13 protein-coding genes and 1 pseudogene are annotated in these 14,018 nt (G+C 57.1%); 8 read left to right on the top strand and 6 right to left on the bottom strand.

The annotated features are described in order from the left end of the window. The first annotated feature begins 20 nt into the window (after positions 1-20). From lysA to MPN23_RS04105, 4 genes and pseudogenes are all read left to right on the top strand, one after another. Positions 21-1,259, top strand: coding sequence for a diaminopimelate decarboxylase (lysA, locus tag MPN23_RS04115; RefSeq protein ID WP_243546289.1), 1,239 nt, complete (start codon positions 21-23; stop codon positions 1,257-1,259). Positions 1,260-1,310: 51 nt separating this feature from the next. Next, positions 1,311-1,457, top strand: a pseudogene (locus MPN23_RS17080) (RNA methyltransferase PUA domain-containing protein); the annotation flags it as partial. 251 nt (positions 1,458-1,708) lie between these two features. After that, the gene (locus tag MPN23_RS17015) at positions 1,709-2,053 is read left to right on the top strand and encodes an RsmE family RNA methyltransferase (RefSeq protein ID WP_279388693.1); all 345 of its coding nucleotides are present in this window, start codon (positions 1,709-1,711) and stop codon (positions 2,051-2,053) included. Continuing rightward, positions 2,050-3,276, top strand: coding sequence for a replication-associated recombination protein A (locus MPN23_RS04105; RefSeq protein WP_243546288.1), 1,227 nt, complete (start codon positions 2,050-2,052; stop codon positions 3,274-3,276). Before MPN23_RS17015 ends, MPN23_RS04105 begins: the two co-directional genes overlap by 4 nt. Before the next feature lie 45 nt (positions 3,277-3,321). Here MPN23_RS04105 and mgtE read toward each other — a convergent pair whose 3' ends face one another. Then, the gene (mgtE, locus tag MPN23_RS04100; protein WP_243546287.1) at positions 3,322-4,659 is read right to left on the bottom strand and encodes a magnesium transporter; all 1,338 of its coding nucleotides are present in this window, start codon (positions 4,657-4,659) and stop codon (positions 3,322-3,324) included. A gap of 157 nt (positions 4,660-4,816) precedes the next feature. Between mgtE and nadC the strand changes: the two genes are divergently transcribed. The 4 genes from nadC to MPN23_RS04080 are packed head-to-tail and all read left to right on the top strand — an operon-like array spanning position 4,817 to position 9,292. After that, positions 4,817-5,689, top strand: a complete 873-nt coding sequence (nadC, locus tag MPN23_RS04095; protein WP_243546286.1) for a carboxylating nicotinate-nucleotide diphosphorylase — start codon at positions 4,817-4,819, stop codon at positions 5,687-5,689. Positions 5,690-5,701: 12 nt separating this feature from the next. Further along, positions 5,702-6,742 carry a quinolinate synthase NadA gene (gene nadA, locus MPN23_RS04090; protein WP_243546285.1) on the top strand — a complete coding sequence of 347 codons (1,041 nt, stop codon included), beginning with the start codon at positions 5,702-5,704 and terminating at the stop codon, positions 6,740-6,742. A gap of 30 nt (positions 6,743-6,772) precedes the next feature. Further along, positions 6,773-8,365, top strand: a complete 1,593-nt coding sequence (gene nadB / locus MPN23_RS04085; RefSeq protein WP_243546284.1) for an L-aspartate oxidase — start codon at positions 6,773-6,775, stop codon at positions 8,363-8,365. Positions 8,366-8,371: 6 nt separating this feature from the next. Further along, positions 8,372-9,292, top strand: coding sequence for a hypothetical protein (locus tag MPN23_RS04080; RefSeq protein ID WP_243546283.1), 921 nt, complete (start codon positions 8,372-8,374; stop codon positions 9,290-9,292). An 80-nt stretch (positions 9,293-9,372) separates the two neighbouring features. Here the strand turns inward: MPN23_RS04080 and MPN23_RS04075 are convergent, their stop codons facing one another. From MPN23_RS04075 to MPN23_RS04055, 5 genes are all read right to left on the bottom strand, one after another. Continuing rightward, positions 9,373-10,830: a TrkH family potassium uptake protein gene (locus MPN23_RS04075; protein WP_243546282.1), complete on the bottom strand. Its 1,458-nt coding sequence runs from the start codon at positions 10,828-10,830 to the stop codon at positions 9,373-9,375. Continuing rightward, entirely contained in the window at positions 10,831-12,201 is a 1,371-nt protein-coding gene (gene trkA, locus MPN23_RS04070) for a Trk system potassium transporter TrkA (protein WP_243546281.1), read from the bottom strand. 138 nt (positions 12,202-12,339) lie between these two features. After that, positions 12,340-12,999, bottom strand: a complete 660-nt coding sequence (locus MPN23_RS04065) for a nitrite/sulfite reductase domain-containing protein (protein WP_243546280.1) — start codon at positions 12,997-12,999, stop codon at positions 12,340-12,342. After that, positions 12,992-13,723, bottom strand: coding sequence for a nitrite/sulfite reductase domain-containing protein (locus MPN23_RS04060; RefSeq protein ID WP_243546279.1), 732 nt, complete (start codon positions 13,721-13,723; stop codon positions 12,992-12,994). The genes MPN23_RS04065 and MPN23_RS04060 overlap by 8 nt, the downstream gene beginning before the upstream one ends. Beyond that, on the bottom strand, positions 13,701-14,018 hold the full coding sequence (locus tag MPN23_RS04055; protein ID WP_243546278.1) for a cupin domain-containing protein: 318 nt from the start codon (positions 14,016-14,018) through the stop codon (positions 13,701-13,703). Before MPN23_RS04055 ends, MPN23_RS04060 begins: the two co-directional genes overlap by 23 nt.

Below are 14,018 nucleotides of genomic sequence, written 5' to 3'. Positions count from 1 at the left end.
TGGAAAGGAGAAAGACCCAGATGCATCATTTCGAGTACCGCGACGGCACGCTGTATGCCGAAAACGTGAGTATTCCCGAGTTGGCGCGCGAATATGGCACGCCGCTTTACGTCTATTCCGCAGCCACGCTGCGCCGTCATTTTCAGGCATTCGACTCTGCGTTCAAGGGCCTGGATCACATGACCTGCTATTCGGTCAAGGCCAACTCCAACCTGTCCGTCCTCAAGCTTTTGGCCGAGATGGGCGCAGGCATGGACATTGTTTCCGGCGGCGAATTGCACCGGGCCATCAAGGCCGGAGTCACCCCGGAAAAGATCGTGTATTCCGGCGTGGGCAAATCCGAAGCCGAAATCCGTCAGGCCCTCGAGACAGGAATTTATGCCTTCAACGTCGAGTCCATTGCCGAGCTCGTCAAGATAAATGAAGTGGCCGAAAGCATGGGCAAGGTGGCACGGGTCGGATTCCGCATCAATCCGGACGTGGACCCCAAGACCCATCCGTACATTTCCACGGGCATGAAGAAGAACAAGTTCGGTCTGGATTTCGAGAACTCCCTGCGCGCCTACAAGATGACCCGTGACATGAAGGGTGTCGAGGCCGTGGGCATGGACTGCCATATCGGCTCCCAGCTCACCAGCATCGATCCCTTTCTCGAAGCGCTGGAAAAACTGCTCGATTTCTACGGGACGTTGCGTGATCTGGGACTGGACATCCAGTATCTTGATCTGGGCGGCGGTCTGGGCATTCCCTATGATGCCGAGGAACCGCCCCACCCCACCGAGTTCGGAAAGGCTCTCGGCGAAAAACTGATCGGTTTGCCGCTCAAGGTCATTCTGGAACCGGGACGTGTCATTGCCGGCAATGCAGGCATTCTCGCAACCGAGGTGCTGTATGCCAAGTCCACGCCGAGCAAGAATTTCCTCATTGTGGACAGCGCCATGAACGATCTGGTGCGCCCCAGCCTGTATGGCTCGCATCACACCATTGCCGAGGTCGTGCAGCATGGCCGCCCGGCAAAAATGGTGGATGTGGTCGGACCGATCTGCGAGTCCAGTGATTTTCTGGCACGCGACAGGGAGCTGCCCGAGGTCATGGGCGGCGAGCTGCTCGTGGTGTATTCCGCCGGGGCATATGGGTTTTCCATGGCTTCCAACTACAATTCCCGCCGCCGCGCCTGCGAACTGCTTGTTGACGGCGACAAGGTCATCGTGGCTCGCAAACGCGAAACCTACGACGATCTGATTGCCAACGAAATATAAACCGATGTCGCCCGGGTCGCATCATGCGCCCCGGGCGGATCAGGACTCCACATGGCCCGCCTGAATTCGTTTTTTCTTCCCTCCCCGGCCTGGCCTTCCTCTGTTGGTGAATCCACTCTGCTGGACGGCCCCGAGGCCCGGCACATGCTCAAGGTTCTGCGGACCAGAACCGATGATGTTGTTCGCCTTTTCGATGGCTGTGGCCGCGAAGGCCTGTTTCGCGTGGCGGAAACGTCCAGAAACAAGGCCGTGCTTGAAGCCGTGAAGCTGGATTTTCACCAGCCGCCAGCCGCGTCCGTGACCGTGGCCTGTGGCTGGAACAAATCGTCGCGACGGGGGTTTCTGTTTGAAAAGGCCGTGGAACTGAGGGCCGGAGGCGTCGCCTTCTGGCAATCGGCGCGCAGTCAGGGCGGAATGCCTGATTGCCCCAAGGATGTCTGGACCGAAAAATGTGTTCAGGCTGCCAGCAGCAATGCGGCAACCCGTGTCTGCCCGAGTTGCATACGGTTGCCGGGGGCGTGCCGGGATTGCTGGAATTCGGAGAGCGCTTCGACCGGAAATTTGTTGCCTGGGAAGGAGCGGAACGGGAATTTCCCCTTTCGCCAGCACATCTTGAGGATGGATCGTCTCTGGTTGTCATCGGACCGGAGGGCGGTTTCGATGATGACGAGGCCGAAGCCCTGATGGACGGTGGTTTTGCACCCGTAACCCTGGGCGACAGTATTTTGCGATGGGAAACAGCAGCCCTGTATTGCCTGGGGCTGGGATTTTTTGCACGGCAGGTTGAAAAATGAGACTTGAAATAAGTGAAGGACAGCCGCTTGCGGATCGCATCCGGCCGAAATCCCTTGAGGAATTCATCGGACAAAGTCATATCCGCAACCGCGTGGAAGCGTTTGCCAAATCCAAGCGCATGCCGAGCCTGCTGCTGTTCGGCCCTCCGGGGTGCGGCAAGTCCACCCTTGCCCTGCTTCTGGCCAAACTGACTGGAAAGACCTTTCTGCGCATCAGTGCGCCCGAAGCCGGATTGACCCAGCTTCGCAAGCGGTTGCCCGGGCATGACATTCTCATTCTGGACGAATTGCACCGGTTTTCCAAGGCGCAGCAGGATTTCTTCCTGCCGATTCTGGAGACCGGGGAAATCACCATGTTGGCTACCACCACGGAAAATCCTTCGTTTTCCGTGACCCGGCAGTTGCTTTCGCGGCTGCATGTCCTCCGCTTGCGCTCGTTGAGCCGGGAGGAACTGGAGCAGGTTGCGGCTCGCGGTCTGGAAGAACTGTCTCTGGAGCTGGACGAGGAAAGCGTGAAACTGCTGGCTGCCATGTCTGGTGGAGACGGCAGAACACTTTTGAATCTTTTGGAATACACGGCGGAATTGCCACGCGATCAGCGTGATGCCGAATCCTTGCGCGAGGCTTTGCCCGAAATCGTGGTACGCGGTGATCGCGGCGGGGATTCACATTATGAACTTGCCTCGGCACTCATCAAATCCATTCGCGGCAGTGATCCGGATGCCGCCTTGTATTATCTCGCCTGTCTGCTCGAAGGCGGTGAAGATCCGCGATTCGTGACCCGCAGGCTCATCATTTCGGCGTCCGAGGATATCGGATTGGGTGATCCCGGCGCATTGCAGATGGCGGTGGCCTGTCATCAGGCGATCGAGACCATCGGCATGCCCGAAGGCTTCATTCCCATGGCCCAGACCGCCGTGTATCTTGCTCTGGCCCCGAAGAGCAATTCCACCTATGCCGCCTATCGCAGCGCGCAGAAGGAAGTACGTGAAAACGGCCAGAAACCGGTTCCCCTGCATTTGCGCAACGCCACGACCGCGCTTCAGCGGGAGTGGGGATATGGTCGGGGATACCTCTACCCGCACAATTTTCCCAAGTCCTGGGCCGATCAGGACTACCTGCCCGGAGAGTTGCTGGGCAGGCATTTCTACAAGCCCAAGGATCAGGGAATCGAACCCAAGCTTCTCGCCTGGGTCAAGCAGTTCAGGAAGACATCGAAATAGATTTCGGCTCAGGGCCGATAATGTGAGAAGTATTCGTCAGCAGAATCAGCCGCCCATGAGTACGACCCCTGCCAGACCAAGCAGGAACAGAAAGCCCATGGAATCGGTGATGGTGGTCAGAAAAATGCTCGAAGCCTGAGCCGGATCGCGTCCCAGCTCTTTGAGAATCAGGGGTATGGATGCTCCGGCAAAGGCACCGACTATCATGTCTATGCCCAACGCCGCGCCCATGACTGCAGCGAGCAGCCATTTGCCCGTTATGAGCAGAACGGCGCACAACACCAGAGACGAGACGATCAGGCCGTTGAGCATGCCGATGCGGAGTTCCCGCACCACGGCTAGCCAGGCTTTTCTGCGGTCGAATTTTTCCATGGCAAGCTGACGGATCATGACTGCCAGAGCCTGCTGGCCCGTGTTGCCCGCCTGATTGGCCACGATGGGCATGAGCACGGCGAGCACGGCCATTTCCGCAATGTTGCCTTCGAAAAGATGCACTACCCAGGCCGAGATGGCTGAAAAAAGCACATTGATGATCAGCCAGGGAAGCCGCATGCGCACGGAATACAACCATGGAGAATCCGTGGTTTCGTCCGCGCCGGCACCGACCATTGCCTGCATGTCCTCACTGGCTTCCTCGTGAATGATGTCGATGACGTCGTCAACAGTCACCACGCCGAGCAGGCGGTTGCCGAAATCCACCACGGGCAGAGCCAGAAGATTGTAGTGGGCGATTTGGCGCGCCACCTCTTCCTTGTCTATGTTGTAATTGACGGAAATGAGATTCTGGGTCTTGACCAGACCTTTGAGGGTGACCCCTCTTCGGGCGAGAATGAGATCGCGGAGAGAGACAACGCCTACCAGGCGTTCGCGACGATCCACCAGGTAGGCATAGTATGGAATTTCCTTGTCCTCGACCGCATCCCGGAGTTGGGTGATGGCCTGATCTGCGCTGAGGTCCTGATCCAGTATGACCACCTCGGTGTTCATGACGCCACCGGCGGTGTCCGGGTCGAAGGTGAGCAGGGTCTTGATTTCCGCCCTGTCTTCGGCTGCGACCTTGCTCAGGATGGATTTGCGAAGGCCTTCATCGAGTTCCTCGAGAATGTCCGTGGCATCGTCGGGAGCCATCTGCTCCACGATGCGTGCGGCAAGACCCTCGTTGAGGTTCCTGATCAGGACCACCTGGTCGTAGGCGTCCATCTCCGCAATGGATTCGGCCGCATCCCTGATGGGGAGCTGCTTGACGAACTTGATCTGGTCAACAACGTCGAGTCCCTCGATATGCTCCGCCGCATCTGCGGGGTGCTGGTTCTCGAGGTCCGCGAGGTTCTGATCTTCGTCAGTTCTTGCGACCGTTTCGGTATTCTCGGGCTTCTCAGTCATGGCTCCTCTCCCTAGCTCAATTCACGGTCGAGGTCAAAGAAATAACATCCCGGCAACGCTACGTATTTGTGAAATATTTCATGAAGTCGGCCGCGCCTTGACGAAAATCCGCCCGTGGCTTACGAGCGAGCAAGTTATCAAAAAAGCGAGGTTTGTCATGGCTTCCGATATATTCGAGAATTTTTTTCAGGCAGAAGCCCGGATGTTTCTGCTTACAACCATCCGCATTGCCCTGGCCGAGGATGGCAGCGATCTGACTTCCCAGGCATTGTTCAAGGAAACCGACACGGCGCAGGCCAGAATTGTGGCCAAGCAGGACACCGTGGTTGCGGGCATCGACCTTGTTCCTCTTGTATTGGAATTCGGCAGCAACGAGTGTCAGGTCCTGCTGAACGTGGACGAGGGCGACCGCGTGAGCGAGGGAACACTGGTTGCGGCCCTTCAGGGCCCTGCCCCGATCGTGCTCAAGGCCGAACGCGTCATTCTCAATTTTCTCTCCCATCTTTCCGGCATTGCCACGCAGACCGCAAAATATGTTGATGCGATCAAGGGAACCGGAGCCCAGGTTCTGGATACACGCAAGACCCTGCCCGGGCTCAGGTATCCGGAAAAATACGCCGTGCTTGTCGGGGGCGGCACGAATCACAGGCTGAATCTGAGCGAGATGCTGATGCTCAAGGACAACCACATCGACCGCGCCGGGGGCATTGTTCCGGCTGTGGAACGGCTGCGTACCGAACTCTCCACCTGCCCCCCCATCGAGGTGGAATGCCGCAATCTCAAGGAAGTGCGTGAGGCCGTGGAGTGCGAGGTGGATCGCATCATGCTCGACAACATGGACGCAGACGGCATTCGGGAGGCCCTGAAAATCGTGCCGGAATCCATTGAGACCGAAGTCAGTGGCAACGTGACACTGGAAAACATCCGTTCCATCGCGGAACTCGGACCGAATTTCATTTCCGTTGGCAGGCTGACCCACTCCGCCCCGGCCTCGGACTTCAGCATGCAGTTTTCCCTTTTCGACGACTAACCAGAGGTAGCCATGCCCAATCACGATGACATCATCGCTGAAATTCGCAATCAGCGCGGTTCTTCCCTGGCCATTCTGGGCCACCACTACCAGTCGGACGCGGTAATCGCACATACCGACATTCGTGGCGATTCCCTGGAACTGGCCCGCAAGATCAATGGTCTGGATGCCGAGTACATCGTGTTCTGCGGCGTATACTTCATGGCTGAATCCGCTGCCATTCTGCGGCGGTCCGGGCAGAAGATTCTCATTCCCGACACCTCTGCGTCCTGTCCCATGGCGGACATGGCCAATGCCGCAAATGCGGAAACCGTGCTGTCGATCCTGAACAGCGCCGAGCAGCGGATCATCCCCCTGACCTACGTGAATTCCTCTGCTGCGGTGAAGGCCGTGGTGGGCCGTTTCAACGGTTCAGTCTGTACGTCCGCCAATGCGCAGACCATGATGAAATGGGCTTTGGCGCAAGGCGACGGCGTGCTTTTTCTGCCGGACAGGCATCTTGCCGTGAATACGGCCAACGCGCTGGGTGTTGCCGAGGACGAACGGGTCATCCTCAATGACAACGTGATCCATGGAGACCCTGCCCTGTATGTGGATGCCTCTCTGGCCCGAGGCAAGAGACTGATTGTCTGGCCGGGCTTCTGCCCCATTCACGAGGAATTCACGGTTGCGGACGTTGCCCGGATTCGCCAAACCGACCCCGACGCGAAAATCGTTGTGCACCCCGAATGCCCGCCCGATGTGGTGAGTGCCTCGGACGGCAACGGTTCCACGTCCTATCTCATCAGATTTGCGGAAAAAGCTCCCGAGGGAGCCATCATATACATGGGTACCGAAGAGAACCTGGTCCGCCGCCTTGCCGCAGAGCATGCAGGACGCAAGACCATCATTCCCCTCAAGGCGAGCCAGTGCGAAGACATGGGCAAAATCACCCTTGAAAAACTCGCCGCCCAGCTTCAATCCCTTGATCAGGCCGAACCTGTGGACGTCCCGGACGATGTTCGCGAACCGGCCAGAGCCGCCCTTGAACGAATGCTTGAGGTCTGCTCCTAACACAAAGACAGGTACGCTATGTCAGCAGCCATGAATGATTTTCGCCTCCAATCCGACGTACTGGTCATCGGGTCCGGCATTGCCGGAGCCACTGCCGCGCTCACGCTTGCCAATCAGGGTGTCGACGTGGTGCTGCTTACCGCCGGGGAGGCCCTGACCTCGGGCAATACGCAATTGGCTCAGGGCGGCATTGTCTATCAGGCCGAGGACGATGACCCGAGCATTCTGGAAAAGGATATCCTGACCGCGGGCTGGAAACACAACTATACCAAGGCAGTACGGTATCTTTGCCGCAAGGGACCGGAAGTTCTCAAGGAATTGTTCATAGATCGCTACCACGTCCCCTTCAATCACCGTGAGCCCGGGGACTGGTTCCTGACAAAGGAAGGCGGTCATTCCCTTGCCCGCATTCTGTACTGTGATGATCATACCGGCAAGAACATCATCGAAACCCTTTCCGCGGCCGTGGAAAAATGCCCGAACATTCGGGTTCTCACCAAACGTACGGCCATCGACCTGCTGACCACCCGTCATCACGGAAGACATCACGACTTCAAGTACAGTCTCTCGAATCAGTGCGTCGGTGCCTATGTGTACAACGAGGACCTCGGACAGGTGGAGACCATCCTGAGCCGGTTCACGGTCCTTGCGACCGGCGGCGTCGGTCAGGTGTATCTGCACACCACGAACACCAAGGGCTCCATCGGTGCCGGCCTGACCATGGCCATGCGCGCCGGAGCCGAATTGCTGAACTGCGAATACGTCCAGTTTCATCCCACGGTCATGTTCGGTGGTTCCAAGCGCGGCGAACGGCGTTTTCTGGTGTCCGAGGCCGTACGCGGCGAAGGCGCCCGGCTGGTGAATTCCCAAGGGGAACAGTTCATGCCGCGTTATGATCAGCGTGCGGATCTCGCTCCCCGGGATATCGTGACCCGGGCTATCATGGACGAGATGCTGCATTCCGGCGACGATTGCGTGTATCTGGACGTGGCGAACAACGTCAAATGTGACATTCTCAAACGTTTTCCCACGATTTCGCAACGCTGCCGGGAAATCGGCGTCGATATCTGCAAGGACCCGATTCCGGTGGTTCCGGCCGCGCACTACTTCTGCGGCGGCGTGCTGGTGGACACCCGGGGCCGCACGACTCTGGATCGACTCTATGCGGCAGGAGAATGCAGTTGCACCGGCGTGCATGGCGCGAACCGGCTTGCCAGTACTTCCCTGCTTGAAGGCATGCTCTGGGGCCACAGTGCCGCCAACGACATTGCCCAGCGGCTTACCCGAAGCTCCCAGCTCAGCCGCAAGCTCATGGACAACATTCCGGATTGGGAATCCCCGGGCAACGTGCATAACGAGGACCCCGCTCTCATTGCTCAGGACTGGGCCGCCATCCGCAACACCATGTGGAACTATGTGGGCATTACCCGCACCAGCGCCCGGCTGCATCGAGCCTTTACGGATTTGCGCAAGCTGTCCAAGAACCTTCAGGATTTCTACAAGCAGACTCCCCTTACCAAGCCGCTGATCGATCTTTTTCACGGGTGTCAGGCTGCGTATACCATCACGCTGGCCTCGCTTCGCAACAAGAAGACCAATGGCTGTCATTATCGGGCCGATTAGCCTCCCTTGAAAAGCGGCAATTTGCTGCGCTGCTTTCAAAAAGGTCACCCCGTTGAAAATGGCCCTGCCACGTCTTGTGCGGCAGGGCTTTTTCTTTTTTTTATCCTGTTCTATCCTGTCTACTTCGGCTTCAAATCTTGCCTTTTGCACATCAATCACAGGACTTTTTTCATGATATCAATGCTGAAAACCCGTTTTGGAATCTGGCTGATCCTGCTGGCGGCCCTGTCAGGCTGCGTAACGCTTTCCGCGTCCGCCAAGCATCGCGCAACCTCGGAGAATGGCTGGAAACCATTGCCGGACAACGTATCTAATAATTCTCTAGACAATCTTGAAACTTTTCGAGGCCTGTTGAGGCTTGGGCATGAGACGCATTCGTTCTCGCCATGCGGGGAAAAAAAGGAATATTGGGTGGTTGATCGAACCAATGGCGACCTGGCCGACCTATATGAGGAATTGACTCGCAAGCCCTATGAACCGATTTTTGTCGAGGTACACGGATTTGTGGGCCGAAAGCCGAAAGACGGATTTGGCGCGGATCATGATGCTTCACTTGTCGTGCTGGAAGTGGTTCACGCCTCGCGCCTTGAGGATGCCTGGGCCTGCCGGGAAAAATATGCGGAGTTCGCGTGGAAGGTGCAATGCAACGAACCGGGCATGATGGTTGTCGTCATTCCGGATTCCGTGACGTCCTACAGCATGGACGGAACATTCGCGTTCACTCGTTTTTCGCATCGGATACGGAACGAGGTTGTGGAAATGGCTGCTTCGAACGGCGGGCATTCGCTTCGGCTGCGTATTCGTCCGGAACGCTGCCGTGACACCATGGTGGATGAAATCTTCGGTTGGTCTGCGGAGGTGAAATTCGATGGCCGTGTTCTGCATGGTTGCGCCAGGAAAGGTGATCTTTCCATGCCAGAGGAATAGGAGTTCCCTTGTGTCCGCTTGCATGAAAAAGGCCGTGCTGTTCGACAGCACGGCCTTTGCTTTGCGGAAATCGGTTTTGGCTACTTCCGCCAGAATTCCGGAACGAACAGGATGATTACGGTGTAGATTTCCAGCCGCCCCAGAACCATGCAGAATGTCAGGGCCCATTTTGCGGTTTCCGGAAGCCATGCGTAATTGTCCGTGGGCCCTACCCCGCCAATGCCCGGGCCAATGTTGCCGATGCAGGCAAGGGACGAGGCAAATGATGTCACCACATCCACGCCTGAAGCGGCCACCACGAATGCGGCCAGCGTCAGCAATCCGAGCCAGAGAATGAAGAAGCCCCACACGCCACTCATGACGTCGTCCTGCACCACGGTGCGGCCCATCTTGATGCGGCTGATGGCTCTGGGATGGATCAGGCGAAACAGCTCCTGATAGGACTGCTTGAGAATCAGCATCATGCGCATGACCTTCATGCCGCCACCTGTTGAGCCTGCACAGCCGCCCACGAACATGCAGAACAGCAGAATGGCCTGGGCCAGCCCGGGCCAGAGTTCATAGTCCGCCGTGGCAAAACCGGTCGTGGTCAGGATCGAAGCCACCTGAAACGAGGTGTATCTGATCGCATCCGGCACGTTTTCGTAGTTGCTGTTCATGAGTACCGCAATCGTGATGATAACCGTGAACCCGAGCATCATTGCGGCAAAGACGCGAAATTCCGGGTCGCGAATCAGGGATTTCGGGCGTCCCTTGAGCAGCAGATAATGCAGGGAAAAATTCACGCCTGCAATGAACATGAAAATCGTGATGACGTAATCGATGTATGCGCTGTCGAAATAGGCGACCGACGTGTTCTTCGTGGAAAAACCGCCCGTGGCCATGGTGCCGAAGGTGTGGCACAGCGAATCGAACAAATCCATGCCGCCGATCATGAGCAGCATGGTTTCCAGAATGGAAAACAGGACATAGACCTTCCACAGGGTCATGGCCGTGTCCTTGATCTTGGGCTTGAGTTTGTCCGGCACGGGGCCGGGCACTTCGGCCTTGTACAACTGCATGCCGCCGACGCCCAGAAATGGAAGAATGGCAAGGGAGAGCACGATGATGCCCATGCCACCCAGCCAATGGGTCAGGCTGCGCCAGAACAGAATGCCGCGTGGAACGGCTTCGATGTCCGACAGCACGGATGCGCCCGTGGTGCTGAAGCCGGACAGGGATTCGAACACGCAGTCCACGAACAGGTCGAAGGTACCGTCGAAAAAGAATGGCAACCCACCTGCCAATCCAGCGGCAAACCACCCCAGAGCCACGATGGCCATGCCTTCGCGGTGGCTCATCGGCCGTCGCGAATAGTCCGGATTTCGAAACAGAAAAAACAGCGCAGCTCCACTCACAACGGAAACACTCAGGGCCAGCGCGAGCGCGCCAGCCGAACCGTCGTCATAATAGACGGCCCAAAGCAGGGGCCAGAGCATGGTCAGCCCGACACAGGCAACAAGGGCACCAATGATGTGCAGGACATATTTCCAACGCATCTACATGAACTCCACCTTGACGGTCAGGGCTTTTTCCACCTTGGGAATGTTTCGCCGCATGGACAGGATGATGAGTCGGTCCTCGGGCTCGATCACGGTGTCGCCTCTGGGAATGATGACCTCGTCTTCGCGTTGGAAGCACAACACCAGACATCCCTTGGGAAAACCGAGATCCATGATGGGTTTGCCCACTATCGGAGAGTTGGCCTCGGCAATGGCTTCCAGCGCTTCGGCCTCCTCGCCCTGAATGCTGATGGACGAAATGATCTTGCCTCGCCGGATGTGGTGCAGAATGGAGTTGATGGCCGAAAGCCTCGGGCAGACCAGATGGTCGATGCCGATGGGTTCGATCAGCGGCATGTAGCCGAAATTGTTGATTCTGGTAATGGTGCTCTTGGCCCCCAGACTTTTGGCAAGCAGGCAGGTGAGGATGTTGGTTTCCTCATCCCCGGTCACGGCGATGACCATGTCCATGTCCTCAATGCTTTCCTGCCGGAGAATGTCCTGATCCGTGGCATCGCCCATGAGCACGATGGGCCTGTCCAGACGTTCCGAGAGGAATTCGCAACGGGACTGGCGGGCTTCCAGAAGTCGGGTATGATAGAACTTGTTGTCCAGCGCCTTGGCCAGCCTGTAGCCGATGTTGCCGCCCCCGACAATGAGGACTTCCCGGACCGGCTCGGCTTCCACGCCGAATCTGTGCAGGATTTCCTCCTGATCCTGAATGTCACAGGCGAAATACACCACATCGCCCGGCATGATGGCGTCTCCGCCGGACGGAACTATCAGTCGGTTGTCGCGGACAAGGGCCGCAATCACGAACCGAAGTTCCTGACCGACCTGTTCTCGAAGCTGGTGCAGCTTGACTCCCATGACCGGACTGTTGTCAGGCAGGCTCATGCCGATGAGTCGAATCTTTCCTTGGGCGAATTCGTTGATTTCCACGGCTCCGGGCACGCTCATGAGTCGGAGTACCGAGTTCACCACTTCCTCGTCGGGATTGATGATCTTGGTAATCTGTGCCCCTTCCCCGGTGAGAAGATGCTTGTAGCTGGTGTATTGCCTGCTGCGGATGCGCGCCAGCTTGGTGAGCTTGCCGTTCGAAAGCATGTTGGCAAAGAAGCAGGCGATGAGATTGACCTCGTCGCTGTCGGTCACGGCAAGCAGGATGTCGGCGGTTTCGATGCCGGCCTCGGTGAGAATCCTGGGACTGCTGCCCGACCCCTGAATGGTCTGGACATCGGAGGTTTCGGCCACCTTGCGGAGTGCTTCGGCATCCCGGTCGATGACCACGACTTCCTTGTTCTCAACGGCAAGACGCTGGGCAACGTGAAATCCCACTTCGCCAGCGCCGATAATAATGATTCGCAATGAAAACTCCTATTGCTGCGCCAAAGCGCGAAATCACCGCTCTACTACGCTTCTTTCGCGACCAACGCAACAGTCGGACGTGGAATCAAACAGTCAAACCAATATACCGCATCCCCAGTTGAACGAAATGTTGAATTTCTATTCTAATATTGCCTGTTTTATTGCGTCAATGCCGACCTTGTCGAGCAGCCTTGCCGTGCGCAGTCGTTTGCCTCCGTTTTCCCGGTAGAAGTCGAGAAAGCGTTCCACGAGTCGAATCACTTCGTCCCGAGTCAGTTTTTCCGCCAACACGTCGGCAATGCGCGGACGGCCCGAGGCGTTGCCACCCACGACCATCGTCCATCCCTTGGGTTTGCCTATCAGCCCCACGTCGCGCACGTAGCTTTCCGCACAGCACATGGGACATCCCGAGACCCCGACCTTGAGCTTGGCCGGGAGTTCCCTGCCCACGAACATTTCCTCCAGCTCCAATCCCAGTCCGAGGGAGTCCTGTACACCGAGCTTGCAGACCTCGGTCCCCGGGCAGGCCTGCACATAATGCACGCAGAGCCCTACGGCAGGTCCTGCATCCATTTTCAGGTCATCCCATACCTGATCGATCTGATTCGGTTCCAGCCCGACCAGAGCGATGCGCTGTCCCGACGTGATCTTCATGATGGGAACGGAGAATTTCCTTCCCACGCGGGCCAGGGCTTCAAGAATGTCCGGGGTCACAAGTCCGGCAGGTGTTCTGGGGACAATGGCGTAGGTCTTCCTGTCCCTTTGCAGAATGGCTCCCTTGGGTGTTTCGTCAGACATGTCCATTTTCTCCGTCCTGTTCCTGAATTTCCGCCTTGCTCATGACTCGTCGAATCGACTCGATGCCGACCCGTTCCACGAATCGCGCGGTTCGTTCTCCAGCCTTGGCATTTTCCCTGTAAAAATCAAGGACCTTCGCCAGAATATCAAGAACCTCGTCCTCAGACACGTTTCGGGCCAGTTCATCGCCCTTGCGTACGCGTTTGCCTGCATTGCCGCCGAACAGAATGGTCCAGCCGTTCTTTCTGCCAACAAGGCCGATGTCACGCACATAGCTTTCCGCGCAGCACATGGAACAGCCAGCCACTCCGGATTTGACTTTTGCCGGCAGATCGAACTGGTTCAGAAAGCTTTCCAGCTCAAGGCCCATTGTCTGGGAATCCCGCATTCCCATCCGGCAGGTCACTGCACCGGGGCATGCCTGTACATACTGTTTGCAGGTGTCGCCCATCAGGCCCAATGTTTCAAGCACTGCTTGAAGTCTTTCTTTCGGGATGTTGGGAATCATGAGTCGTTGCCCAGCGGTTACACGGATTTCCTCAAGTTGAAAGACTTCGACAACATGCTGTATTCTCGCAAGTTTTTCAGCAGAAACAACCCCCAGCGGCATGCGCGGAGTAATGGAGTAGCAGCCATTGCGTTGCCGCCGGACTCCCTTGGGGAGCCCGGCGTTTTCCTTGTTTTCGGGCATGGTGTGGTTCCTAGATTGGTGGGGCAATGGCAACCAGCACACGCATGTCGGTAGTGGCGCGGATCCCGTGGGGGGTAGCAATGGCGGAAATCAGGACATTGCCGGGCTTTGCCGGTATTGCCGCATTGTCCGCGCCCAGGAATTCCCCTTCGCCTTGCAGTACCGTGATGGTCAGCTCCCCTTCAATGTCATGGGAGTGGACCGGAAGCGTCTGCCCTGCCCTGAAGTTGAAATTGATGACCTTCATGAATTCCGATTCGTGAACCAGAAAGTTGGAAAAGGTTGCATCCTTGAATCCGTTTTCGGCAAAGACATCCATTTTCTTCAT

Origin of the sequence: Pseudodesulfovibrio tunisiensis (genome assembly GCF_022809775.1) — a bacterium.
Classification (GTDB): domain Bacteria; phylum Desulfobacterota; class Desulfovibrionia; order Desulfovibrionales; family Desulfovibrionaceae; genus Pseudodesulfovibrio; species Pseudodesulfovibrio tunisiensis.
This window is presented reverse-complemented; position numbering and strand designations above follow the sequence as displayed.